The 26,506-nt window shown below is 51.8% G+C and carries 20 protein-coding genes and 1 pseudogene; 10 read left to right on the forward strand and 11 right to left on the reverse strand.

The window, feature by feature from the left end; genetic code table 11:
• Positions 1–122: 122 nt before the first annotated feature.
• Positions 123–701, reverse strand: coding sequence for a DedA family protein (locus tag BEG40_RS04980; protein ID WP_010356678.1), 579 nt, complete (start codon positions 699–701; stop codon positions 123–125).
• A 169-nt stretch (positions 702–870) separates the two neighbouring features.
• Here BEG40_RS04980 and BEG40_RS04985 point away from each other — a divergent pair, with 169 nt between their 5' ends.
• Both BEG40_RS04985 and pbpG read left to right on the forward strand, forming a co-directional pair.
• On the forward strand, positions 871–1,458 hold the full coding sequence (locus tag BEG40_RS04985) for a Yip1 family protein (protein WP_000020073.1): 588 nt from the start codon (positions 871–873) through the stop codon (positions 1,456–1,458).
• Positions 1,459–1,631: 173 nt separating this feature from the next.
• Entirely contained in the window at positions 1,632–2,564 is a 933-nt protein-coding gene (gene pbpG / locus BEG40_RS04990; RefSeq protein WP_010347193.1) for a D-alanyl-D-alanine endopeptidase, read from the forward strand.
• Between the two features lie 120 nt (positions 2,565–2,684).
• Here the strand turns inward: pbpG and dld are convergent, their stop codons facing one another.
• Positions 2,685–4,400 (reverse strand): D-lactate dehydrogenase, encoded by a 1,716-nt coding sequence (gene dld, locus BEG40_RS04995; protein ID WP_085460934.1) that lies wholly within the window; start codon positions 4,398–4,400, stop codon positions 2,685–2,687.
• A 195-nt stretch (positions 4,401–4,595) separates the two neighbouring features.
• On the opposite strand from dld, the gene bglX reads away from it, so the two are divergent.
• The 5 genes from bglX to yehW all read left to right on the forward strand — a co-directional run bounded on the left by bglX (position 4,596) and on the right by yehW (position 10,778).
• The gene (bglX, locus tag BEG40_RS05000; protein ID WP_105284994.1) at positions 4,596–6,893 is read left to right on the forward strand and encodes a beta-glucosidase BglX; all 2,298 of its coding nucleotides are present in this window, start codon (positions 4,596–4,598) and stop codon (positions 6,891–6,893) included.
• A 148-nt stretch (positions 6,894–7,041) separates the two neighbouring features.
• Positions 7,042–7,959, forward strand: coding sequence for a glycine betaine ABC transporter substrate-binding protein OsmF (gene osmF, locus BEG40_RS05005; protein ID WP_105284995.1), 918 nt, complete (start codon positions 7,042–7,044; stop codon positions 7,957–7,959).
• A 6-nt stretch (positions 7,960–7,965) separates the two neighbouring features.
• On the forward strand, positions 7,966–9,123 hold the full coding sequence (yehY, locus tag BEG40_RS05010; protein WP_105284996.1) for a glycine betaine ABC transporter permease YehY: 1,158 nt from the start codon (positions 7,966–7,968) through the stop codon (positions 9,121–9,123).
• Positions 9,116–10,042, forward strand: coding sequence for a glycine betaine ABC transporter ATP binding protein YehX (yehX, locus tag BEG40_RS05015; protein WP_105284997.1), 927 nt, complete (start codon positions 9,116–9,118; stop codon positions 10,040–10,042). Before yehY ends, yehX begins: the two co-directional genes overlap by 8 nt.
• A 4-nt stretch (positions 10,043–10,046) precedes the next feature.
• Positions 10,047–10,778, forward strand: coding sequence for a glycine betaine ABC transporter permease YehW (gene yehW, locus BEG40_RS05020; RefSeq protein WP_000700019.1), 732 nt, complete (start codon positions 10,047–10,049; stop codon positions 10,776–10,778).
• Here the strand turns inward: yehW and BEG40_RS05025 are convergent.
• Entirely contained in the window at positions 10,759–10,866 is a 108-nt protein-coding gene (locus tag BEG40_RS05025; protein ID WP_001216965.1) for a protein YohO, read from the reverse strand. The genes yehW and BEG40_RS05025 overlap by 20 nt on opposite strands.
• 59 nt (positions 10,867–10,925) lie before the next feature.
• Positions 10,926–11,657 carry an HTH-type transcriptional regulator MlrA gene (mlrA, locus tag BEG40_RS05030; RefSeq protein WP_001240390.1) on the reverse strand — a complete coding sequence of 244 codons (732 nt, stop codon included), beginning with the start codon at positions 11,655–11,657 and terminating at the stop codon, positions 10,926–10,928.
• Positions 11,658–11,878: 221 nt separating this feature from the next.
• Between mlrA and btsS the strand changes: the two genes are divergently transcribed.
• Genes btsS through BEG40_RS05045 form a run of 3 tightly spaced genes read left to right on the forward strand, consistent with a single transcriptional unit; the run spans position 11,879 to position 14,797 of the window.
• Positions 11,879–13,564 carry a two-component regulatory system sensor histidine kinase BtsS gene (btsS, locus tag BEG40_RS05035; RefSeq protein ID WP_010348976.1) on the forward strand — a complete coding sequence of 562 codons (1,686 nt, stop codon included), beginning with the start codon at positions 11,879–11,881 and terminating at the stop codon, positions 13,562–13,564.
• Entirely contained in the window at positions 13,561–14,280 is a 720-nt protein-coding gene (gene btsR / locus BEG40_RS05040; protein ID WP_010348973.1) for a two-component system response regulator BtsR, read from the forward strand. The genes btsS and btsR overlap by 4 nt, the downstream gene beginning before the upstream one ends.
• Before the next feature lie 46 nt (positions 14,281–14,326).
• Entirely contained in the window at positions 14,327–14,797 is a 471-nt protein-coding gene (locus tag BEG40_RS05045; RefSeq protein WP_010354036.1) for a YehS family protein, read from the forward strand.
• Positions 14,798–14,839: 42 nt separating this feature from the next.
• Here the strand turns inward: BEG40_RS05045 and BEG40_RS05050 are convergent, their stop codons facing one another.
• The 7 genes and pseudogenes from BEG40_RS05050 to yehI form a co-directional block, all read right to left on the reverse strand.
• Positions 14,840–15,301, reverse strand: coding sequence for a YehR family lipoprotein (locus BEG40_RS05050; protein WP_010348969.1), 462 nt, complete (start codon positions 15,299–15,301; stop codon positions 14,840–14,842).
• Positions 15,302–15,407: 106 nt separating this feature from the next.
• Positions 15,408–17,426 (reverse strand): zinc finger protein YehQ, encoded by a 2,019-nt coding sequence (gene yehQ / locus BEG40_RS05055; protein ID WP_105284998.1) that lies wholly within the window; start codon positions 17,424–17,426, stop codon positions 15,408–15,410.
• A complete protein-coding gene (locus BEG40_RS05060) occupies positions 17,423–18,559 on the reverse strand; it encodes a VWA domain-containing protein (RefSeq protein WP_105284999.1) in 1,137 nt (378 codons plus the stop codon). The genes yehQ and BEG40_RS05060 overlap by 4 nt, the downstream gene beginning before the upstream one ends.
• Positions 18,552–20,829: pseudogene (locus BEG40_RS05065) on the reverse strand (DUF5682 family protein). Before BEG40_RS05065 ends, BEG40_RS05060 begins: the two are co-directional and overlap by 8 nt.
• A 10-nt stretch (positions 20,830–20,839) precedes the next feature.
• Complete coding sequence (locus BEG40_RS05070) at positions 20,840–21,928, reverse strand: ATP-binding protein (protein ID WP_105285000.1); 1,089 nt, start codon at positions 21,926–21,928, stop codon at positions 20,840–20,842.
• A gap of 572 nt (positions 21,929–22,500) precedes the next feature.
• Entirely contained in the window at positions 22,501–22,821 is a 321-nt protein-coding gene (locus BEG40_RS05075; protein ID WP_105285001.1) for a hypothetical protein, read from the reverse strand.
• Positions 22,822–22,873: 52 nt separating this feature from the next.
• Entirely contained in the window at positions 22,874–26,506 is a 3,633-nt protein-coding gene (yehI, locus tag BEG40_RS05080; RefSeq protein WP_105285002.1) for a DUF4132 domain-containing protein YehI, read from the reverse strand.

Below are 26,506 nucleotides of genomic sequence, written 5' to 3' on the forward strand. Positions count from 1 at the left end.
AATGGGATATGTGGATATTTCAATGGGTATATTGTAGGCATGATAAGACGCGCCAGCGTCGCATCAGGCATGGAACCCCTGATGTCGGATGCGGCGCGAGCGACTTATCTGTGGCAACTGCTTTACGCCTGATTATCCGGCTTTTTCTTCCCGCGCCGTTTCAGCCACCAGCGCACGCCAACCACCAGAACCACGACCAGAATCAACCAGACCCAGTGTTTCAGATGCTGATCAAGACTGTGCAACCACGGCGCAATCACCTGACCACCGGCGTAACCGATAGTGGTAAAAATCAGCGCCCAGGCAAATGCGCCGAGAATATTCAGCGGCAGAAAGATTTTCGGCGGCAACTGACTGGCACCAATCAGCGTCGGGCCAATTACCCGAAAGCCATACATAAAACGCGTACCAATAACAAACAGATACGGATGGCGCTGGATCAGTTTCTGCGCCCGCTCAATTTTATCCTGATGCTTTGAGATACGACGCAACAGCTTGCCGCCAAACCGCCGTCCGCACAGATAAAGCACCTGGTCGCCAATCATGCCGCCAAGCGCCACAGAAAGAACCACTAGCGGGAATTTTAATAATCCCTGATGTGCCGCAACGCCTCCCAGCAAAGTCACGGTTTCACCCTCTGCCAGACTGCCGAGCACCAGCGCGGCATAACCATATTGTGAGATGAGTGTATTGAGATCCATAGGCCAGTCTGTCTCCCTTTGGTTGCCTGTAAGCATACACCCTGTGAATTGTTTGCGCAGAAAAAGGCGTTTCATCACGCGACGCAAATTTCACAACAGGGCAAAAAATAACCACAAGCTGATTTATACTTGAACTGTCAGGTTCAGCAACTCATAAAAAGGGGGCGGTATGAGCCATGTCTGGGGACTGTTTTCCCATCCCGATCGTGAAATGCAGGTGATTAATCGTGAAAACGAAACGATTTCTCATCACTACACCCACCACGTTTTGCTGATGGCGGCGATTCCGGTGATCTGTGCCTTCATTGGCACCACGCAAATTGGCTGGAATTTTGGCGATGGCACTATCCTGAAGTTATCCTGGTTTACCGGACTGGCGCTGGCTGTCCTGTTTTATGGCGTTATGCTGGCTGGGGTCGCGGTGATGGGGCGAGTCATCTGGTGGATGGCGCGCAAATATCCGCAACGTCCGTCGCTTGCGCACTGTATGGTCTTTGCCGGATATGTCGCGACGCCACTATTTTTAAGCGGCCTGGTGGCGCTTTATCCGCTGGTCTGGCTGTGCGCGCTGGTGGGTACGGTGGCGCTGTTTTACACCGGCTATCTGCTTTATCTCGGTATTCCGAGCTTCCTGAATATCAACAAAGAGGAAGGTCTTAGCTTCTCCAGTTCGACGCTGGCGATTGGCGTACTGGTGCTGGAAGTGCTGCTCGCTATTACCGTTATTCTGTGGGGGTACGGTTATCGGCTGTTCTAGAAAGTTCTTTTGCGTTGCATTGCTGGCGTAAATGTCAGCAATGCAGCATTTCCTCACGATTCTCCTTTGACGATCTCACTTTTTGCTCGTTATGATGGCGTCGCTAGCCTCAGTAAATCCTTACTCCGGCGGTGCGCAACCCGTGCGCGTGAACCACTATCTGAATGCTCATCATGCCGAAATTTCGAGTTTCTTTATTTAGCCTGGCTCTAATGCTGGCTGTGCCTTTTGCACCGCAGGCCGTTGCGAAAACGACTGCCGCTACCACCGCTTCGCAGCCGGAAATCGCTTCCGGTAGTGCGATGATTGTTGATCTGAATACCAACAAAGTGATCTATTCGAACCACCCGGATCTGGTGCGTCCGATTGCGTCAATCACCAAATTAATGACCGCAATGGTGGTGCTTGACGCACGACTGCCGTTGGATGAAAAACTGAAAGTGGATATCAGCCAGACGCCAGAGATGAAGGGGGTCTATTCGCGCGTGCGACTGAACAGCGAAATCAGCCGTAAAGATATGCTGTTGCTGGCGCTGATGTCTTCAGAAAACCGTGCGGCGGCAAGCCTGGCGCACCATTATCCTGGTGGTTATAACGCTTTTATTAAAGCGATGAATGCGAAAGCGAAATCACTCGGAATGAACAACACGCGCTTTGTTGAACCGACCGGATTGTCGGTGCATAACGTTTCGACAGCCCGTGACCTGACCAAATTGCTGATTGCCAGCAAACAATATCCGTTGATCGGTCAGTTGAGTACCACCCGTGAAGATATGGCGACCTTCTCTAATCCGACGTACACCCTGCCGTTCCGCAATACTAACCATCTGGTTTATCGCGATAACTGGAATATTCAGTTAACCAAAACCGGTTTTACCAATGCCGCAGGGCATTGTCTGGTGATGCGCACGGTTATCAATAATAAACCGGTGGCGCTGGTGGTGATGGATGCATTTGGCAAATATACCCATTTTGCCGATGCCAGCCGCCTGCGTACCTGGATTGAGACCGGTAAAGTGATGCCTGTTCCGGCTGCGGCGTTGAGCTATAAAAAACAAAAAGCCGCCCAGATGGCGGCGGCGGGGCAGACGGCACAGAACGATTAAGTTTGCTTGCCTGTAGGCCGGATCAGGCGTTTACGCCGCATCCGGCATTAGGTGCCAGTGCCTGATGCGATGCTTACGCATCTTATCAGGCCTACATCTGCATCAGGCATCCAGCTGTATTTACTCTGCTTCCTGCCAGTTTTTCCGCTTACTGGTCTTACCGATCCCAGGGTTCATACTGTTGGTCGGATCGTTCTCGCGATAAAACTTCTGCAGCGTCTCCGGCGCTTTATACAAATGACCGACGTTATGCTCGGCAGGGTATTGCGCGCCGCGCTGGCGTAACAGCTCCAGCATCTGTTCCTTCAACGCATGTACATCCACACCTTTTTTGACGATGTAATCCTGGTGGAAGACATAGCACATAAAATGGCCGTAATAGAGCTTGTGTACCAACTGGCTGTCGATCTCCGGCGGCAAATGCTCATACCACTCCGTGTCATTACGACGCAGAGCAATATCCAGAGCCAGAATGTCTTCGACTTCATCGGAATGCACAGCCTGATAACGAATTGCCGCCCCCGCAGCGGCGAAACGGTGCAAAAATGCTTTGCTTCCTTCCTCCGGCGTACAGACAAAGAAATCGCCTTCAGCCTGCTTGAAATAATCCACCAGCCACGATTTAGCTTCGCCAATGCCATCGCCCGCCATTTTTAACAGCAGATGATGTTCATATTTATCGCGCCAGCTGTTCATGCGTGGGGGTAAATGGCTGGGGAACAGATGACCGAATTTTTGCATCGCACGGTCGGTAAAATGCGGACGGAAGAATTTCACTTTCTCCAGCATCGCATCGGTACGTCCTTTGATATTAAAGAAGAGAGGCATCTTGTCGGTGCCAAGTTTATCGATCATCAGGAAGGTGTCTTTGCCATATTTTTCCGCGATATCGTAGATATCCCGATGCATATATTCCCCGGCAACCGGCAGATTTTCGAAATTAGCCAGAATATGGCGGCGGATTTCAGTCAGCACTTCCGGCTGGTTGGTGCCTATATAAAACACCTGCTGATTTTTTTCCGCTTCGAAGGTATCAAGACGTACCGCGAATACCGCCAGTTTTCCGGCGCAACCGGAGGATTCAAACAGGCGATCCGGGTCGGCGTTATAACGTGCGGGTGTGTCGGCTTCAATATCCCGAACGCGGTGAACATAATCATAATCGTGGGCGTGACGACCATCGTGGCGAACATCATCTTCTTTGATACGATCGTCATCCAGCTTGCTGAGGATCTGCTCCGGTGTTTCGCCCAGATCAATCCCCAGATGGTTCACCAGCGTCAGTTTGCCGTCTTCATTTATGCGCGCGAACAACGACATTTCGGTATACGCCGGGCCACGCTGCACCAGCGAGCCGCCGGAGTTATTACAGATACCGCCGATGACCGATGCACCTATACACGACGAACCAATCACCGAGTGCGGTTCGCGCCCCAGCGGTTTGAGAGCTTTTTCCAGCGAATAGAGCGTGGTGCCAGGATATGCCAGCACCTGTTCGCCCTTGCCGAGAACGTGCAGCTTGTCGAGACGCAGGGTGCTGATGATAACGATATCGCGATCATAATCGTTACCGTTTGGCGTCGAGCCTTCGGTCAGGCCGGTATTGGCGGCCTGCATCAGAATAATTTTGTCGGCAGTGACGCAGGCTTTCAGCACCCGCCACAATTCCAGTAACGAACCAGGAAAAACGACAGCCAGCGCGTCGCCCTGACCAGAACGGAAGCCCTTGCGATAGCGGGCCGTTTTTGCGGGATCGGTGAGCAGGTGTGAATGACCGACCAGACGGGCAAGTTCATTCAAAAAGGCTTTATTATCAGTTGTTGTCATGGAAGACATTTTCCACTCCTTGTGGTGGCGAAAAAATATCACAAACTAGAATAGCGCCTTGTATGACAATTCAGCGAGTGAATATTTTGAAAATTCAGACAATAAACTGAGCATTCTTTTTCTCTCTCTATCATGCTTATGGCAAACTACGGTTTTTGCACCATTTTCGCTGCCACATCGGGCAACAAAGGAAGAAAAATCCACATGAAATGGCTATGTTCAGTAGGTATCGCGGTAAGTCTGGCCTTACAGCCAGCACTGGCGGATGATTTGTTTGGTAACCATCCATTAACGCCCGAAGCGCGTGATGCGTTCGTCACCGAGCTGCTCAAAAAAATGACAGTTGATGAGAAGATTGGTCAACTGCGCTTAATCAGCGTCGGCCCGGATAACCCGAAAGAGGCGATCCGCGAGATGATTAAAGACGGGCAGGTTGGGGCGATTTTCAACACCGTAACCCGTCAGGATATCCGCGCCATGCAGGATCAGGTGATGGAATTAAGCCGCCTGAAAATTCCTCTTTTCTTTGCTTACGACGTGCTGCACGGTCAGCGCACTGTCTTCCCGATAAGCCTTGGTCTGGCCTCTTCTTTTAACCTTGATGCGGTGAAAACTGTTGGGCGCGTCTCTGCTTATGAAGCGGCAGATGATGGTCTGAATATGACCTGGGCGCCAATGGTCGATGTCTCGCGCGATCCGCGCTGGGGACGTGCTTCCGAAGGATTTGGCGAAGATACGTATCTCACCTCAACAATGGGTAAAACCATGGTGGAAGCGATGCAGGGTAAAAGCCCGGCAGATCGCTACTCGGTGATGACCAGCGTCAAACACTTTGCGGCTTATGGTGCGGTAGAAGGCGGCAAAGAGTACAACACCGTCGATATGAGCCCGCAGCGCCTGTTTAATGACTATATGCCGCCGTACAAAGCGGGGCTGGATGCAGGCAGCGGCGCGGTGATGGTGGCGTTGAATTCGCTGAACGGCACGCCAGCAACCTCCGATTCCTGGCTGCTGAAAGATGTTCTGCGCGATCAGTGGGGCTTTAAAGGCATCACCGTTTCCGATCACGGCGCAATCAAAGAACTGATTAAACACGGCACGGCGGCAGATCCGGAAGATGCGGTGCGCGTGGCGCTGAAATCCGGGATCAACATGAGCATGAGCGACGAGTACTACTCGAAGTATCTGCCTGGTTTGATCAAATCCGGCAAAGTGACTATGGCAGAGCTGGACGATGCCGCGCGTCACGTACTGAACGTCAAATATGACATGGGACTGTTTAACGATCCGTACAGCCACCTTGGGCCGAAAGAGTCTGACCCGGTGGATACCAATGCCGAAAGTCGCCTGCATCGCAAAGAAGCGCGTGAAGTGGCGCGAGAAAGCCTGGTGCTGCTGAAAAACCGTCTCGAAACGCTGCCGCTGAAAAAATCTGCCACCATCGCGGTGGTTGGCCCACTGGCAGACAGCAAACGTGATGTCATGGGAAGCTGGTCAGCAGCCGGAGTTGCCGATCAATCCGTGACCGTGCTGACCGGGATTAAAAATGCCGTTGGTGAAAACGGTAAAGTGCTGTACGCCAAAGGGGCAAACGTCACCAGTGACAAAGGTATTATCGACTTCCTGAATCAGTATGAAGAAGCGGTCAAAGTCGATCCTCGTTCTGCGCAAGAGATGATTGATGAAGCGGTGCAGACCGCGAAACAATCTGATGTGGTGGTGGCGGTAGTCGGTGAAGCTCAGGGGATGGCGCACGAAGCCTCCAGCCGTACCGATATTACTATTCCGCAAAGCCAACGTGATTTGATTGCGGCGCTGAAAGCCACCGGTAAACCGCTGGTGCTGGTGCTGATGAACGGTCGTCCGCTGGCGCTGGTGAAAGAAGATCAACAGGCCGACGCGATTCTGGAAACCTGGTTTGCGGGGACTGAAGGCGGTAACGCGATTGCCGATGTGTTGTTTGGCGATTACAACCCGTCCGGCAAGCTGCCGATGTCCTTCCCGCGTTCTGTCGGGCAGATCCCGGTTTACTACAGCCATCTGAATACAGGGCGCCCGTATAACGCTGACAAGCCGAACAAATACACTTCACGCTATTTCGATGAAGCTAACGGTGCGCTTTACCCGTTCGGTTATGGTCTGAGCTACACCACTTTCACTGTCTCTGATGTGAAACTCTCTGCCCCGACCATGAAGCGTGACGGCAAAGTGACAGCCAGTGTGCAGGTGACGAACACCGGCAAACGCGAAGGGGCGACGGTGGTTCAGATGTATTTGCAGGATGTGACCGCTTCTATGAGCCGTCCGGTGAAGCAGCTGAAAGGCTTTGAGAAAATCACCCTGAAACCGGGCGAAACTCAGACTGTCAGCTTCCCGATCGACATTGATGCGCTGAAGTTCTGGAATCAGCAGATGAAATATGATGCCGAGCCTGGCAAGTTCAACGTCTTTATCGGCACCGATTCCGCACGCGTTAAGAAAGGCGAGTTTGAGTTGCTGTAATGCTTTAGTAAGGGCGTGAAGTTTGCGCCCTTTAAGTATTTATCTGATTCTGCAACTGAATCCATCCGCTCAGGCTAACCTCGCCATTATCAACTATGCTTTTCTCTTAATTCGCTGAAAACAACAGTAAAAGAATGAGGAAAGCATCATGCCACTCTCAAAGCTCTGGGCAGGTTCACTGGTTTTGTTGGCAGCCGTGAGCCTGCCGCTACAGGCGGCTTCTCCCGTTAAAGTCGGTTCAAAAATCGATACCGAAGGCGCGCTGCTCGGCAACATTATTTTGCAAGTACTGGAAAGCCACGGCGTACCGACAGTGAATAAAGTCCAGTTGGGAACCACGCCGGTGGTGCGCGGGGCGATCACTTCTGGCGAGCTGGATATCTACCCGGAATATACCGGCAATGGCGCTTTCTTCTTTAAAGATGAAAATGATGCGGCGTGGAAAAATGCCGGGCAAGGCTACGAGAAAGTCAAAAAGCTCGATGCAGAGCAAAACAAGTTAATCTGGCTGACGCCTGCGCCTGCAAATAACACCTGGACCATCGCCGTGCGTCAGGATCTGGCAGAGAAAAACAAACTCACTTCGCTTGCCGATCTCAGCCGTTATCTGAAAGAGGGCGGCACCTTCAAACTGGCGGCCTCGGCAGAGTTTATTGAACGCGCCGATGCGCTACCCGCTTTTGAAAAAGCCTATGACTTTAAACTCGGTCAGGATCAGTTGCTGTCACTGGCCGGTGGCGACACGGCGGTAACGATTAAAGCCGCTGCCCAACAAACATCCGGCGTTAATGCGGCGATGGCTTACGGCACCGACGGCCCGGTCGCGGCGCTGGGGCTGCAAACTTTAAGCGATCCACAAGGTGTTCAACCTATCTACGCGCCTGCGCCAGTGGTGCGTGAGTCGGTGTTGAAAGAGTATCCGCAAATGGCACAGTGGTTACAGCCCGTCTTCGCCAGCCTCGATGAAAAGACGTTGCAGCAACTGAATGCCAGTATTGCCGTAGAAGGGCTGGATGCTAAAAAAGTGGCTGCCGACTACCTGAAACAAAAAGGGTGGACGAAGTAATTTCTCGTGACTTATCTACGTATTAATCCTGTTCTGGCGCTGCTGCTGTTGCTGACGGCAATCGCAGCGGCGCTGCCGTTTATCAGTTACGCGCCTAACCGTTTAGTCTCTGGTGAGGGGCGTCATCTCTGGCAACTGTGGCCGCAAACGATCTGGATGCTGGTGGGGGTTGGTTGCGCCTGGCTGACTGCCTGTTTTGTTCCCGGTAGAAAAGGCAGCATTTTTGCACTCATCCTTGCGCAATTCGTCTTCATCTTGCTGGTATGGGGCGCAGGAAAGGCCGCGACGCAACTGGCGCAAAGTGGCAGTTCGCTGGCGCGTACCAGCCTTGGCAGTGGCTTCTGGCTGGCTGCGGCGCTGGCATTGCTGGCCTGTAGCGATGCAATCCGCCGGATCACCACTCATCCGTTGTGGCGCTGGTTGTTGCATATACAGATTGCCATCATTCCGCTGTGGCTGCTGTACTCCGGCACGCTTAACGATCTCTCGCTAATGAAAGAGTACGCCAACCGTCAGGATGTGTTCGATGACGCACTGGCGCAGCATCTGACGCTGCTGTTTGGTTCGGTACTACCTGCGCTGGTGACTGGCGTGCCGTTGGGCGTCTGGTGCTACTTTTCCACTGCGCGGCAGGGGACGATTTTTTCTCTGCTCAATGTCATTCAGACTGTGCCTTCGGTGGCGCTCTTTGGCCTGTTGATTGCGCCGCTTGCCGGGCTGGTCAGCGCATTTCCGTGGCTCGGAACGCTTGGTGTTGCAGGAACCGGAATGACCCCCGCACTGATTGCGCTGGTGCTTTACGCCTTACTGCCGTTGGTGCGCGGCGTGGTAGTGGGGTTGAATCAGATCCCGCGCGACGTGCTGGAGAGCGCCACAGCGATGGGCATGAGTGGGACGCAGCGATTCCTGCATGTGCAGTTACCGCTGGCGTTACCGGTATTTCTGCGCAGCCTGCGGGTGGTTATGGTGCAGACTGTCGGTATGGCGGTGATTGCGGCGTTAATCGGCGCTGGCGGTTTTGGCGCACTGGTTTTCCAGGGGCTGCTAAGCAGTGCCATTGATTTAGTGTTGCTGGGAGTGATCCCGGTGATTGTACTGGCGGTGCTTACCGACGCGCTGTTCGATTTGCTTATCGCACTGCTGAAGGTAACAAACCATGATTGAATTTAGCCATGTCAGCAAACTGTTCGGCACACAAAAAGCCGTTAACGACCTCAATCTCAATTTTCAGGAGGGGAGTTTCTCGGTGCTGATTGGCACATCAGGCTCCGGCAAATCCACTACCCTGAAGATGATTAACCGCCTGGTGGAGCATGACAGTGGCGTGATCCGCTTTGCCGGAGAAGAAATTCGTTCGCTGCCAGTGCTGGAGCTGCGCCGCCGGATGGGATACGCCATCCAGTCGATAGGTTTATTTCCCCACTGGAGCGTGGCGCAAAACATCGCCACCGTGCCGCAATTACAAAAATGGTCGCGGGCGCGGATTGACGATCGCATCGATGAATTAATGGCGCTGCTGGGGCTGGAGGCGAATTTACGCGAGCGTTATCCCCATCAACTTTCTGGTGGTCAGCAGCAGCGAGTCGGCGTTGCTCGTGCGCTGGCTGCCGATCCGCAAGTTTTGCTGATGGATGAACCGTTTGGCGCGCTGGATCCTGTGACGCGCGGCGCGTTGCAACAAGAGATGACGCGCATTCACCGTTTGCTGGGGCGCACCATTGTGCTGGTCACTCACGATATTGATGAGGCGCTACGGCTGGCAGAACATCTGGTGTTAATGGATCATGGTGAAGTGGTGCAGCAGGGCAATCCGCTGGCGATGCTTACTCGCCCGGCGAATGATTTTGTGCGCCAGTTTTTTGGTCGCAGCGAGCTGGGCGTGCGCCTGTTATCGTTACGTAGTGTGACCGATTATGTGCGCCGCACCGAACGCGCTGAAGGTGAGGCACTGGCAGAAGAGATGACGCTACGCGATGCGCTCTCATTGTTTGTCGCTCGTGGTTGTGAAGTGTTGCCGGTGGTTGACGCTCAGGGTAAACCTTGCGGCACATTGCATTTTCAGGATCTGCTGGTGGAGGCGTAAGCGTATGAAAATAATGCGCGATCCGCTGTTCTGGCTCATTGCTCTGTTTGTGGGGCTGATTTTCTGGCTACCCTATAGCCAGCCACTGTTTGGTGCTTTATTTCCGCAATTACCTCGGCCTGTTTATCAGCAGGAAAGCTTTGTTGCCCTGGCGTTGGCTCATTTCTGGCTGGTGGGGATCTCAAGTTTGTTTGCCGTGATCATTGGTACTGGTGCGGGAATTGCTGTCACTCGCCCGTGGGGCGCGGAGTTCCGCCCGATGGTAGAAACCATTGCCGCCGTTGGGCAGACTTTTCCGCCCGTAGCTGTGCTGGCGATTGCTGTTCCGGTGATGGGGTTTGGTCAGCAACCGGCGATTATTGCCTTGATCCTTTACGGCGTGCTACCGATCTTACAGGCAACACTTGCCGGACTGGGAGCGATTGATGCCAGCGTGACAGACGTTGCCAAAGGGATGGGAATGAGCCGGGGTCAGCGATTACGTAAAGTGGAGTTACCGTTGGCAGCGCCAGTGATTCTGGCCGGCGTGCGGACTTCAGTAATTATCAACATTGGTACGGCAACCATTGCCTCAACAGTAGGAGCCAGCACGCTGGGAACGCCGATCATCATCGGACTTAGCGGATTTAACACTGCTTATGTGATTCAGGGGGCGTTGCTGGTGGCACTGGCGGCGATCATCGTAGACCGCCTGTTTGAACGACTGGTGCAGCGACTCAGCCAGCACGCAGAATAAAGGTATAACCTGCGAGCATGACGCCACCGATACCGCCTAACGCCATCAACAGGAACAGGGTGATAACCCCAATTTTCGCTATGCGCATAATGCACTCCTTATGTTAACGAAAGGATTGTACAGTAAAGCGCATTTGTTAACGAATCATTAAATGCCGAGTGGGAAAATATCATGGCCTTGTTCCTGCCAGCTGGTGAGTTGCTGCTGCTGGGCGGGAGACTGGTTTTCACCGCACCACACTAATAGTGTGCGGCCTTCAAACAGTTCCGGGCGTAGTTGATTGAGCGAGTGGGCGAGGACATCAATGCGCCATCCCTGCTGGCTGGCAATCCAGCCTTCCAGCCACAGACGCGTGGTATCCTGAATATTCCAGCCAACCACCAGCGCATCTTTGCCCTGTTTTTTACGTGCTGAGGCCAGACAAATGGCGATGTAATTGATCAGTACACCGTCGAGGATCGCCAGTAACGCCTGGAGAGTTGGTTGCTGACACTGAAGACGTCGGCGCAGAGGAATGAACAGATGTGTGGTGAGCGTCTGGGCGGGGTAATCCTGACCACGCTCTTTGATCCACATTCGCAGACTTTGTAGATTGCCACTTTGCAGGTAATTAAGCAGAGTTTCTTGCTGATCGCGCCAGCCGTTTTGCACATCAACATTCTCATTACTGAGTAGCATTTTAACTTTGCTGACCTGCACGCCGTTATCGATCCAGCGTTTGATCTCGCGGATCCGGTCGATATCGGCATCGTTGAACAGGCGATGTCCGCCGTCTGTGCGCTGCGGTTTCAATAATCCGTAACGCCTCTGCCACGCGCGTAACGTGACAGGATTGATATCACAAAGCAACGCCACTTCACCAATTGTGTAAAGCGCCATCCTACCACCCATGCTCGCGAGGTCCCGGTTTAACTTTAGACGCAGATTTGCGAACCAGGTAGTTTTGTCCGTTTTTAGTTCATCGTTAGGGTGATTTTATTTTTGCCAGGCGATTTTGAGTGATCGTACTCACGAATTCTCATTTTTCTGCAAGAGTTCAAAGAAAGTTAAACGCAGGCAATGTATGTTACGCGTTTTAAAGGGAAGTGTGGTTTGCGGGTATGTACGATTTTAATCTGGTGTTGCTGCTGCTTCAGCAGATGTGCGTTTTTTTAGTCATTGCATGGTTAATGAGTAAAACGCCATTATTCATACCATTAATGCAGGTCACGGTTCGTCTGCCGCATAAATTTCTCTGCTACATCGTTTTTTCCATCTTCTGCATCATGGGCACCTGGTTCGGGTTGCATATCGACGATTCGATTGCTAATACGCGGGCGATTGGCGCGGTGATGGGAGGCTTACTCGGCGGCCCGGTGGTGGGTGGTCTGGTTGGTCTGACCGGCGGGTTACATCGATACTCAATGGGGGGGATGACCGCGCTAAGTTGCATGATCTCGACTATCGTCGAAGGATTGCTCGGCGGCCTGGTACACAGCATCCTGATCCGACGCGGGCGCACTGATAAAGTCTTTAACCCCATTACCGCAGGTGCCGTCACGTTCGTTGCTGAAATGGTGCAAATGTTGATCATCCTGGCGATCGCCCGACCTTATGAAGATGCGGTGCGTCTGGTGAGTAATATTGCTGCGCCAATGATGGTCACCAATACCGTCGGCGCGGCGCTGTTTATGCGTATATTGCTTGATAAACGCGCGATGTTTGAAAAATACACTTCGGCTTTTTCCGCTACCGCGTTGAAAGTCGCAGCCTCGACGGAAGGCATTTTGCGCCAGGGCTTTAACGAAGTGAACAGCATGAAAGTGGCACAGGTGCTATATCAGGAACTGGATATTGGTGCTGTAGCCATTACCGATCGCGAGAAATTGCTGGCCTTTACCGGGATCGGTGACGACCATCATTTGCCAGGCAAACCGATTTCCTCGACCTACACCTTAAAAGCGATTGAAACCGGCGAAGTGGTCTACGCCGATGGCAACGAAGTGCCTTACCGTTGCTCTTTGCATCCGCAATGCAAACTGGGTTCGACGCTGGTGATTCCATTGCGTGGGGAAAATCAGCGGGTGATGGGCACCATCAAATTGTATGAAGCCAAAAACCGTTTATTCAGTTCAATCAACCGCACGCTGGGCGAGGGGATTGCGCAACTGCTTTCGGCGCAGATCCTCGCCGGGCAATATGAGCGGCAAAAAGCCATGCTAACCCAGTCAGAAATTAAACTGCTTCACGCCCAGGTGAATCCCCATTTCCTGTTCAATGCGCTTAACACCATTAAAGCTGTTATCCGCCGCGACAGCGAACAGGCCAGCCAGTTGGTGCAGTATCTTTCCACTTTTTTCCGCAAAAACTTAAAGCGGCCTTCGGAGTTTGTTACTCTCGCCGACGAGATTGAACATGTGAATGCTTATCTGCAAATTGAAAAGGCGCGCTTCCAGTCGCGATTGCAGGTCAACATTTCTATTCCAGATGAATTATCCCGGCAGCAGTTGCCCGCGTTTACCCTGCAACCAATAGTGGAAAACGCTATTAAACATGGAACATCACAACTCCTGGATACAGGGCGAGTGGCAATTAGCGCAAGGCGTGAAGGGCAACATTTAATGCTGGAGATCGAAGACAATGCCGGTTTGTATCAACCGGCAACTAATGCCAGCGGGCTGGGGATGAATCTGGTGGATAAGCGTTTACGTGAGCGTTTTGGCGATGACTATGGGATAAGCGTCGCCTGTGAGCCTGATAGTTACACCCGAATAACGTTACGACTGCCATGGAGGGACGAGGCATGATTAAAGTCTTAATTGTCGATGATGAACCGTTAGCACGGGAGAACCTGCGCGTATTTTTGCAAGAACAGAGCGATATTGAAATTGTCGGCGAGTGCTCAAACGCCGTGGAAGGGATCGGCGCGGTGCATAAACTGCGCCCGGACGTGCTGTTTCTCGACATCCAGATGCCGCGCATCAGCGGTCTGGAAATGGTGGGGATGCTCGACCCGGAACATCGTCCGTATATCGTTTTTCTCACCGCGTTTGACGAATACGCCATTAAAGCCTTTGAAGAGCATGCCTTTGATTATCTCCTGAAGCCAATTGATGAAGCGCGACTGGCGAAAACGCTGGCGCGTTTGCGTCAGGAGCGGAGCAAGCAGGATGTTTCGCTGTTACCGGAAAATCAGCAGGCGCTGAAATTTATTCCTTGTACGGGGCATAGTCGGATTTATTTGCTGCAAATGAAAGATGTGGCGTTTGTCAGCAGTCGGATGAGCGGTGTTTATGTCACCAGTCACGAAGGGAAAGAAGGTTTTACCGAACTGACTTTGCGCACTCTGGAGAGTCGTACACCGCTACTGCGTTGTCATCGTCAGTATCTGGTTAACCTCGCGCATTTGCAGGAGATTCGCCTGGAAGATAATGGCCAGGCCGAGTTAATTTTACGTAATGGCTTAACCGTGCCGGTCAGCCGCCGTTATCTGAAAAGCTTAAAAGAGGCGATTGGCCTTTAAAAGACTGCTAAAATGGCTTTTTGCCTCATCAACACCTGAAGGCCTCATGCTAAGTAACGATATTCTGCGCAGCGTGCGCTACATTTTAAAAGCCAATAATAACGACCTGGTGCGCATTCTGGCGCTGGGCAATGTCGAAGCCACTGCCGAACAGATTGCCATCTGGTTGCGTAAAGAAGATGAAGAAGGTTTTCAACGTTGTCCGGACATTATTTTGTCCTCATTCCTGAATGGCCTGATTTACGAAAAACGCGGCAGGGATGAATCTGCACCGGCACTGGAGCCGGAACGTCGTATTAATAACAATATTGTGCTGAAAAAATTGCGCATCGCGTTTTCACTGAAAACCGATGACATTCTGGCGATCCTCACCGAACAGCAGTTCCGCGTTTCTATGCCGGAAATTACTGCGATGATGCGTGCGCCGGAGCATAAAAACTTCCGCGAATGCGGCGATCAATTCTTGCGTTATTTTCTGCGTGGACTGGCGGCGCGCCAGCATGTGAAGAAAAACTAAGACAGGTCTGGAGGCCATGCAGAGAGCATGGCCTCCGGCAGATTATTTCACTTCTTTAAAGCCAGCGGCTTTCATCACCAGTTCCATTTGCGCCATAGTGATGCCTTTTTTGGCATCGTCAGCAGAAATGTTAATGCCGGAAATACCCTGCAGGGCTTTAAAATCAACTTTTTCCATATCGATAGTCACGTTTTCCTGCGCGTAATTATCAGTAAAGGTTAATTTTTCTTCAACGCCAGTAATGTTTTTATATTTTGCACTTAACGGCTCAAGCTTTTTAGCTGCCTCTTCTTTGTTAGCCGCACCGATGGTTGCAAACTGAATTTTGGTTTCTGAAGATTGCTTAAGCACCTTGTCGCCTTTGTAGACATAGGTAATGGCAATTTCAGTACCGTTCAGATTGGCACTAAATTTCTTTGATTCTTCTTTATCACCACAGCCAGCGAGAGAGAAAACCAGAACAGATGCAACAACGAGGGAAAACAGTTTGTTGAAAGCCTTCATGTAAAACTCCATTTTATCAAGATCAGAAAACTGGTGACTCTCACCAGGGCGCTATAGAATATTCTTTATACCTCGTCTTGAGCAGTCCGGAAATGGAGTAGATCTCTTAATAAAAAGCATTTTTTCCTCCTTGTTGCTCAAGCATCAGCAACAACTGTTCGCAGAGTAAAACACAGTTATTCAATACTTCTGCCAGTGTCTCGCCTTCCGAATTGCGCAATTGCTTCAACACATGCGCCAGCCGATAAAAACCGATTACGGTGAGTTCGTTCGCCAGCAAATCAGCCTGACTAATGGCGCTCTGTTGCTGATAGCGCCAGCCGTTATGGAGTAGCTGAATAAGCAACGCCTGGCAGCGCATCAGCACCTGATGAGCGGTGGACGGTACAGGAAGAACGCTGGCGGAAGGTAGCGGTGCCACAGGCGCAGTTTCTGCATCCAGCGCCCAGGCGCGAGTTTGCGTCATCATCACCTGTGGCTCCAGCGTCAATTGCCCCTCAACAAAACTGACAAAACCAGAAACCAGACATACAGGATCATCCTGCTGTTGTAAAAGGGACGCCATACGTTCAACTGCAAAGGGCGCACTGGTTGAAGCTGGCAGTGATAACGTCAGCACGTTATCTTCGCCTTCGCCACTGATTACCTGCGCATCCAGCGTCTGGCGGCTGCTATCCCAGCCAAGGGATAGACATTCCGCCACTGGCAGAATAAATAAATTATCCACCTGGTTAAGAGGTCGTATGCAGGCTGGTGGACGCTGGCATAGGTATTCCCGCAGAGCCACAATGCCTGGCTGGCGTAACGGTGCCCCCAGCATTTGCCAGGCATCAGGTGACAGTGGCACAACGCTACTTAAGCGGTTGCGCGTACCTAATAACAGTTCGCCTTCGGCGCTCCGACGTGCAGCTTGTGAAACAATTTGCCCACCCGCCAGCGCGGCAGCCTGAAAGGTAAACAGCCGACGCGTAGCTGCTGGCGCCTTTTCTTGTTCACTTCTCGACCAACTGCGTGACAGATGCAAAATACTGCCAGTGTCGGGGTCGCTAAACCAGATCCGTAAACCATACTGTTGGAAGTCCTGCCAGCAACGCATACCTAACGATACCAGCCGCAGATGATCAAGCTTTGCTTCTCCGGCAATGCCTGCACCAACGACCGTGCGCCAGGGCATGGGCGGGACTTCACTAACACCGTCGCGTCGTGCCATCTCTTGTGCACAGTTCAATCGACTGTTTAATGCCGCAAGCTGATGTAAGCATTCTCCGGCATGATAGTGACTGGCGCGGGCGTGGGAGGCATCAATACTGGCGCGCAGTTGCCGTAGCGATTCACTAACCCATCGCCAGTTGCAGCGTTCCGCCGCTTGCTGTGCGCGGCTGAATGCTGCCTCGTAGTGGAGTAACGGCTGGCTGATGCCGCCCAGCCATAATGCCTGGCTTAATTGTTGGACATATTGACGACATGTTTTGCCTTCGTCGCTGGCAAATGGATCGTCGTTCGAGGCGACGTGTTCGCTGCGCATCTGCCAGATTAAATGGGTAAATTCTGCCTGCTGCGTTTTGGCCTGGGCAAATGCCTGCACTGCCAGTACTACGTGTTCGCACAGCGTTCCTTCAATGCAATCACAACGGGCGAAACGAATGCTGCTGCGGGAATAAAAACGCACATCGCTCATCGGTAAGCGGGCAGAGGGAATTTCGCCTGGCGCGCAGAACAGTTCAATGGTGATACCTTTGGCGACCAGGGATTGAGCGCGTTTGTGCGTGGCAGTGGGCAGGGTAGTCAGTTCTTCCAGCCAGATTGCCGGGTTCCATTCCTCTTCTTTTTCCGTGGGCTGAGAGGTAGCACAAAGTCGCTGATAACTTAACACCAGCATCACGCGATGGCGGCACATACCGATGGCTCCGCAGCTACACTGAGCCTCCTTCAGCGCCTGACCGCCTGCCAGTTGGCTGCGTGTACCGTCACTAAATGTGGCGATCAGCGTGCCGTTTTCATGGCTGATTTGCGGGATATTGCCATTTTCCAGCTCCTTAAGGCTGCGCTTAACAAAACCAGCATTGCTTAACGCCGTCAGGGCTTGTGGCGTCAGTTCTAATAATTCCGGGTGTAGTGCATTCATGACTGAAGATTCTCCGCCAGCCATGACGCCAGTTCGCCCGGCGTCATTGCAGCAATTTGTGCACCGACATTAACCAGCGCCTGGGCCATATCACGGTCATAACAGGGCGTTGCTGTGCTATCGAGCGCCGCCAGTCCCAGCACTTTGATGCCGCTTTGAACACATTGTTTCACCTGGTGGATGAGTGATGATGATGCTCCTCCCTCATAAAAATCGCTCACCAGAATAATTACACTTTTACCCGGCTGTTCAATAAGTTGACGGGCATATTCCATCGCACTGGCGATGTGCGTTCCGCCGCCTAACTGTACTTTCATTAATAACTCCACCGGATCGGCAACGTCTGCCGTGAGATCGACCACGCTGGTGTCAAAAGCGACCAGATGTGTGCGGATACCGGGTAGTTGCCATAGACAGGCCGCCATCACTGCCGAGTGGATCACCGAATCCACCATTGATCCACTTTGATCAACCAGTAAAACCAGTTGCCATTGTTCGCTATGGCGCTTAATTCGGCTGTTAAAGCGGGGCGATTCGATATACAACTTGCCGTGTTGCGGATGCCAGTGTTGCAGGTTGGCGCGCAGAGTACTTTTGAAATCGAAATTACGCGCCAGGGGAATGTGCGAGCGGCGGCGGCGGTCACGTACACCAGAAAAAGCCTGACGAACTTCCTTCGCCAGTCGCGCCATAATTTCTTCCACCACCTGGCGCACTATCCGGCGAGCGGCGGCCAGCACGTCCGGATTCATCAAATGTTTAGTGTGCAAAACGGCGCGTAACAGGCTTTCAGAGGGCTGCATACGTTCCAGCACCTCAAGATTTGTCACCACATCTTCAATGCCGTAGCGCAGCACCGCGTCACTTTCCAGCCGCTCAATGACCTGTTGCGGAAAGAGCGTATGAATACTATTGATCCATTCTGGCGTGGTGAGATTTGAGCTACCTAATCCACCGGATCGTTCACCACGCTGGATACGTTCGGGATCGCGCCCATACAGCCACTCCAGCGCGTGGTCTATCTGCCGGGCATTGCCATCCAGAGCACCAAGGGTAGTTTCTGCCGCTTCGCCAAGAATCAATCGCCAGCGTTGTAGCTCACGGGTAGTCAGAAGATCGTTCAGTTCAGACATGGAAAACTCCCCAGTGTTGCAGCGATGCCAGTGCCTGCTGTTCGAGTTGTTGATGATGTGCAATAGCTTGCGGTGGGCAATGCAACGGCATTTGCAGCGCCGAAACAGGAAGTTGCGCCAGTTGATAATGTTCAAGCACCTGATGCGCCAGCGTCCCGCGTTCTCGTGGTGGTAGCCAGGCCATCGCCGCGCGCAAATCGGGCAGGGCGTTAATAAAATCGGCGTCACTCAGTTGATTTAAATGACGGCTGAAACCGGCGATGAATGCAGGCTGACAGGCCAGTTGATGACGAGCTAATGCCAGCAAACCGTGCAGCGCCTCGCCTGACTGTGCCGGAGACAATTGCGTTAGCATCGTAAGCGCCGCTTCGGCACTGGCGTTGGAATGTTCCAGACGCATCAGTGCGCCAAGAGCCGCGCCGCGATCCAGCGCCGTTGCATGAGTGCTCTGGCTGCGGCGTTCCAGTAATGCCAGAGCGGCGGAAAGCGAGACGCCCGGCAGTTGAATGCCGCTATGAAGGTCGCGCAGGATATGACACAACGCTCGCCAGCTATGCAAATGGGTGTGAAATTCTTTTTCGTCCGGTCTGCCGTTGGATTCACATAGCCATAGCGTGCGATCGATGGCCGCACATAACGTTGTTTGTAATATCTGTGAGCCTTGCATACCGCTGATTTCATCCAGCCGCCACAAGGCGTAAAGCACCTCCAGCGCCTGGCCCATCTCAGCAAACTGATTTTCCTGGGCGATGAGCAACGCGAGTTGTTCCAGTAACAGCTCACTAAAGTTCGCCAGACCGGCTAATGCTGCCTGACTCAGACATGCAGTGATGCTGCTAATTCCTCCTGCATCCAGCATGTCTGCTTCTAATTTGTTACGTGCAGCTTCCTGAAGTGTGGCGCCAAAGCAGGCTGCTTCAATCAATGCGGCATGTTGGCTAAGTGGTTGAGTTAATTTCCACTGTTCTTCGCCGTTACCCGCAAGCGTCAGTGTACTTCCGTGTTGACGTGTGATGCCGGGGAGTTCGAGGATTGCCAGCCGATGCAGCACTTGACTTTGTGCCACGCCGCCGGGGGTAAAGCGATTCAACGCCAGGTCGGATGGTAGGGTGATTTCGGTACGTTCCAGTTCGGACGTTACATCTTTTGGTAGAGGAGGCAGAGGCGTGGAAGGGGCAAGTTTGCCAAATCCATCCCCTGCCAGGACATCAATCAGCGTCAGCAAAATGGGATCGGTATCCGGGTGAATGACTCCGCGATAGCTCCACGGTAGCGGCGCGTTTAATGCTTCTTTGATAAGCGAGCCCGCTAATGCATCCAGCCAGTCAGTACGTAGCGGCAGAGTATGACCGCGCAGTTGTGCCAGAGCCATCGAATGCAGATGGGCGGCAGCCATATCGGCGGTGGAGGCAGGTAAGTGGTGCTGGCGTAAACGGGTTAGAATCGTTTTCAGTAACAGCTCTCCGGCGCGTTGCAAACCAAATTTCCAGCACCAGTTTTGCCAGACCGGAGCTGGCATTCCTGAAAGGTATCCCGCCAGCACATCAAGACGTTTTTCACTGTATGGTGTGAGATAACAACCAGTAACAGCTTCTGGCAGCGATGGTAATTCTGGTTTTTGACTTTCCTGCAAGCATTCGCGCCATCTTTTTGCCAGCGCCGGGGCGTGCCAGCCGCCGCAGACGACTAACACATTGCCATTGTTTTGCCGCATAGCCCATGCAATCCAGCGAGCCATAAAGGTTTCACGCTGGCAGTTGAGAGCATCAGCAGGGGTTTCTCCCCGTAGTTGTTCAAAATAGTGAGCCAGTGATGATGGCAGCACAGCTTGCTGGCTTTCATCTTCGAACAGGATCCCACAGCGTGTCGCTGTTATCCATGCGGGTAGCGCGTAACAGTAAGGCCAGACCGCCATCAGCCGCAGCCGATTCATCGTCATCTTCTTCACTTTGCGCCCAGCAAGGCAAATCGATAAAGTACGTTTGCGCCTGAATGCGACGCGCAGCGTGCAATGCCTGCCACTCCGGGGAAAATTCGGCAAACGGGGTCCAGGCACCGCGCCCCGTGGCCTTACTGTCCTGATATTGAGAATAACTGTATATGGCAACAGGAAGCTGGTGGGCTAAAAACAATTCATCTACCCGGTCATTAAAATCGGCTGGACCTTCAATCAACACGTATCGTGGTTGCTTACTTTCGATTAGCGATTTCACCAGCCGGGCACAGGCCGGGCTATGATGCCGGATGCCGACAATTAACGGCTCGCTCATACAACTTCCCTCACGGCAGACGGTGGCGAGCTTGATAATAAGCCTGCCAGTGAGCTTCTTTATACGTGGCAACACGCTGTTCAAAGTAACGGCGCAGCCGAGCGCGATCTTCTTCGTTATCTTTGACGATGGTGCCAGCAATACAGTCCACCAGATCGGCAGGCTCTCCCGCGCGATTCGCTAAAAACCAGGAGCGGACGCCCACGGCGTGTGCCACGTTAACGGCTTCAGCGGTAGACATAATGGCCGTCAGGGTATCCATTGACGTTTTCTTTTCGCCGTTGGCACGCAGATCGCGGAAGGTACGTACCAGTAATTCCAGTACCGCGTCAGGTACTTTGTGCGGAATGCCACTATGAGCCAGCAAACGCGCCGAAGCACTGGCGACCAGTTCCAGTTCCTGGGCGAAATCCATAATCGGAAAGACGGTTTCAAAATCGAAGCGACGCTTTAGCGCCGCGCTCATTTCATTGACGCCGCGATCGCGGGTATTGGCGGTGGCAATAATGTTAAAGCCTGCACGGGCGTAGAGTTGACTTGCTTCACCGGTAAGTTCCGGAACCGTCATCACTCGATCAGAAAGCATACCTAACAGACAGTCTTGTACTTCCAGCGGTGTACGCGTTATCTCTTCAAAACGGACGATTTTGCCATCACGCATCCCCTGGTAGAGCGGAGCCGGGACAAGAGCTTCTGTTGACGGACCATGGTTGATTAGCAGAGCGTAGTTCCAGCCGTATTTGATTTGGTCTTCGGTGGTTGATGCGCCGCCCTGAATGGTTAAACCGGCATCGCCGCTAATGGCTGTTGCGAGCAATTCAGAAAGGAGAGATTTTGCCGTACCCGGCTCCCCAACCAGTATTAAACCGCGCCCGGTGGCAAGAGTCACTAACATGCGTTCGATAGCAGAAGGGCTGATTACGACTTTACGGCTGATGTTTTGCGCCTCATCGCCAAGAATAAAAGCACGGGCTGCAGGCAAACTTAACTGCCAGCCGGGAGGGCGGGGCGCGCGATCATTTTGTTTTAATTTTGCCAGTTCATAGGCATATAACACAGCGGCAGGCGGACGCTGCAGATGATTATTCTGCGGTGACATATATTCATCCCTGAAATGTATTAATAAAATAAACGATATTCTACGCGCAATAAATGTTTGGCGCATTAACTGTTTGAGTGGAAAATATCTGGAAAGTAGATCACAGTAAATAAAAAAACCTGCTGGTGAGGCAGGTTTTTTTATTTACAACTTTGATGTTAACTTACTGATTGTGCAACATTTCGTACCACCGAATGAATTATAACCATACCTACGCTCCATTGCAATTCAGCAAGTGAGATTTATAATCCTGTCTGTTGGGAGGTTGTTCTGGATCGGGCCAATTTCAAGTCCTGGCTGCCGGACGGGTGGTGCCGCAGGCGGTGCCCTGATCCGGAGAGCAACGTTTCGTACCAACATACGTAAACCGGCATCGACAGGCAGCGTAAGGGTAAGGTGCTGGTGTTGCGCTCCTTAATAAGGAGAGCGAATGGACACGCTGACACGAAAGTTAACCGTGCTCATTGCTGTACTGGAGCTGTTAGTGGCTCTGTTACGGTTGATTGATTTGTTGAAGTAATTAGCAAATTGAAACGCATCTAAGGGGGAATACCTCTTCCCCCTTTAATAAATTATAATTCTATTTGTTGACTGAATATATTATGTAGTTCACGATTAAAAATTGCTATTACAGTTTCTGGTGATTCACCTCTTAATATTCTCTCATCAATAAATTCATCTCTTATATAAATCAAAGCATCATTTATTAGCGGGTCGCTATCATCTCGATCAAATTGATTAAATGTTGGATGCAACCGGAAGCGTTCCAGTCGGTAGACCGTTCCAGTAAATAATTGGGCATATTTATGTATTTCAAGTCGGAAGGAAAAGGGTTCTTCAGGATCAATGACCTGATAGTCGTAAATAGAGACCAGTTCACTTTGCACGATCATGGATTTTCTCAGTTGTCAGACAGCGGGCAGTTTTGTTACTACCCGCAGTGCGTTAGTGAAAAATGATGTCCGGCGTACTTAAGGCTTCACTCAAATCAAATACATCGAGTTCTGCAAAAGTGACAGATTGATTGTCACGATACACTTTAAGAGAACTGAAACTCATCAACGCCTTGCTATCAACATTGTAGTGGTGAAAACCGGGTGAAAACTTAAGCACCAGACGATACTCACCTAAGCCATAGACAAATTCGTCTTCATACCCTGATGCCCAGCCCTTGTAACGCATCCCCATCAGTTGCCCAACGGTGGCTGACTTCCCCTGCCAGCGGTTCAGGCTATTGTTTGCTGCTTCATCTGGCGTGAGAAGTACCGTGCGTCGCGCCAGTTGACGAAATGGCGGAATAATCTCGTAATCGGCAAAAAGTTGTTCAAATTCACTACGCATTTCTGTTGGCATTTCTAACGGGTGCGCAATGCCAATCAGGCAATCTGGAGGTAGATCAATAACATCGTCCTGGGCATTACAGAATTCCCCTTCTGCCGCCACGCGAAATGCATTAAGTAAACGACGTGGTTCATTTGCCGGATAAATGCCCCATATCAGTCGCTGGGCAACCAGTCGGGTAAAAGGATGTTTAACAAACAGAGAGTAAAAATCTGCCAGCGACCAGCGTCGGGCGGTGCGCAGTGCCGATTCCAGACGCGGCAGTAGATCTTTGCTGATCTGAGTAGCGTCTTTTCTCAATCCTTTCAGGCGAGCCAGTGCTTCAGGCGCTTTACGTTGATCGTCATCGGCTCGCAGCCGGGGAACACTTTTCTGGCGCACGTTTTGCTGATCGTAGATCACCGGGGTGAGGTTTTCATCGAAACGAACGCTAAACTGTCGTGAACCAAAATCGAAGATAAGCGCCTGTGGATCATCAAGGCCCAGTGTTGGGACTAATCTGTCCGCTAACTCTTCCTGGCTTAGTCCGCGATTTTCTGCGACCAACTGGAGATATTCCGCCGCGTTATCACGTAAGGGGCGCGATTTCGCGCGTTGCGAGATATGGTGCAGTTGTATCAGCGCCATATCATTATTCATCAGGGTAAGTATATTCAGGCCACTGACAGCCCGGGCTGATTTGCCTTCCTGCGGCCAGGCGAGGATCTGCGTTGTCAGATCCCGTGCCGTGCTTTCATCGCCAAAGAGACTTAACGCCAGAAATGCCCAGTTGTCTTTTGCGGGGGCGCCAGCTTGTTGCCAGGCGGTAAACAGATCCCAGGCAAAAGCGGCCAGCGTTTGCGCCTGGCAGAACGTTTTCAATTGTTCCAGTCCGCTATAAAAACGCCCACCCTGGATAAAGCGCAGCATTTCGCCAATAATTTCCAGAGCATCATCGGTAACAGGCTGATTATTATTGATAAGCCGTGGCTTGTGCCACATTGTCGGATGCCAGAAATCGGGGGCTTTCGGAATGCGCGGCGGGTAAATTTCTAGTGGGTTCTGTATAAGCAATTGCTCCAGGGCAGGCCACACATCAGCACGCTGCCAGCGGTTCGCCACGGTTTGCAATAATTCGCCATGTCCCTGTTCATACAGTAAACGCAGGGCAAGTAATGCGGCTTCGCGGTTGTCGCCAGGCTTAGTAAAGACGAGAGGAATAAGTGCGGTAGCTGTATGTTCTGGCCATTGTAAAATCCACAGGCGTGCCAGATCACGCTGAGTGGCAAAACGGTGCCAGATGCGGGCGACGGGTAGCGCCAGTTCGGTTGTGCCGAAATTTAAAGTTAACGGAAATGTTTCTTTCGGACGATGTGAAAAAGCCAGCAACAAACCGGGTAATGCATCCAAACCGAGGATGCTGAGAAAATAGTCTTCACCCGCGAACAGATGTTTTTTCTCATTGATACGCAGCCAGAAAGCCACTGCCATCTCACGCGGAAGCTGTGCCAATAAATACAGATTCCAGACACTCTTTTCAGGACGATAACGCGAGTAGCTGTCATTTTCCCAGGCGTTAATTAACGCTTCAACGTCGCCGTTACGAAGCGCCTGTTCTGCTGATTTTGCTTCCGGAGAATGCCAGCCATTGTTGATTTCCTCGACTCTGCCCTGGTAGTAATGCCACTGAACCACTAATGATTTGCGCGCCGCATCCAGTTTGCCGGGCAGTATATAATTTCGGAACAGCCATACATCATCCCCAAAACCTAGCTCCTGTAGTACAACGCGACCACTTTTTCTTTCCATGCGTTCCGCAAAAGATCCCGTGCTGAAATAACGGGCAGACTCTGTGGCGGCAAGCCTCTCTCGTTCGCCTGGTTGCCAGCGGGCTTTGGGAGCTAATTTGAGAGGCGCTAAATCAAGGCGCAGCAATGCCGTTTTTTTCTTACCTCGCCACGGTGGAGAAACAAGTATTTCTGGCAGGTCGTTGCTATGAGTACTCTCGAAAGCAGGTTTCGGCGGTGCCGATAAATAACTATTCAGCACGGCCTGGGCTTGAGCACTTAACCATGGACCTATGTCTTCTGCCAGTTGTGGCTGCGATGCCATCAACGTTTGTAACAGCGTGCGCCAGTATTCATCACGTGCTTTTTGCTGTGCAGGCAGTTTTTTGTCTTCAATGACTGGATAACCAGGACGAGCAGGTGGTTCTTTTAACGCCAGCAGTTCAGCCAGTGCGGTGAGTGTCGAATGGGGGAAATTTTTACTGTATTTAGCAACACGTTGCAGGCTGGGTTTGTTTTTATCAGCCACCAGTAACAAGATGCGGATGACCAGCGGGTGGTTTATTTGTACCAGCAGACTGCCGCAGCCGTCTTTATGAGCATACATTGCCAGACGTGGCACGGCAGCTAACCCTTGTTCGCGTAAAAGGGCGGCACAGGCAGGGTAACCGAAGTGGTTTTCATGCGACATGTAGCTGGCTTCGCGATCGCTAAATACGTCCAGGCTCCAGTATCGTTCGAGTTTTTTTACCGCCGTATTATCAGTAGCAACGACCTTTAACCACTCCTTTGAGTGAAAACTTGTTGATGGGCTTTCAAGGCTGGCAAGCTCATTCGCTATATCTGGTTTTTCCGGAAGCATCAGCGCAATAAAAGGGCGGCGAACTGTGGGGATCTCTGGCAGTGCAGCAATGAGTTTGTCGGCGCAACGCTGCCAGCAGTTTTCCTCCGCCAGTGAAAGATGTTTACGCAGACGAAAATCGAAATTGCTATAAGTCTCTGAGCGATAGCCATAGCCTGTATCTTCGTTAGGTGTCATTAAATACACAGTTGATGGATCAGCATGATAATTCAGTGCAATGAACTGACGCGCTATCACCACATCCGTTGCATATTCCAGCCCATATTTTTGCACGATTTCATCAAGTAACTGCTGGCTATCATTTTTCTCGATACAGATCAGAGCCGCCATTGTAAAGGCTGGGATTGACGGTTTATGCTCGCCAATCAAATTAATTGCCTGCTGGATGGCGGACTGCCACTCCAGTGAACATTTATCATAATGCCAGGTGATATTTTTCTTCTTGCCTGCTTGTTGTAGTAATTCATCTCCCAATGTCTGGATGAGACTTTCAGTGATAACGGGCACTGGTTCGCCCGGCCAGCGACGATGACTGAGCGGCGTTTTGCCTTTTTTAAATTTCAGTTCCAGTTGCGCATCGTCCGCCAGCCACGGTAATTCCTTGCTCAT

The sequence above is a fragment of the Escherichia sp. MOD1-EC5495 genome, from assembly GCF_002965965.1.
In the GTDB taxonomy this organism is placed as follows: domain Bacteria; phylum Pseudomonadota; class Gammaproteobacteria; order Enterobacterales; family Enterobacteriaceae; genus Escherichia; species Escherichia ruysiae.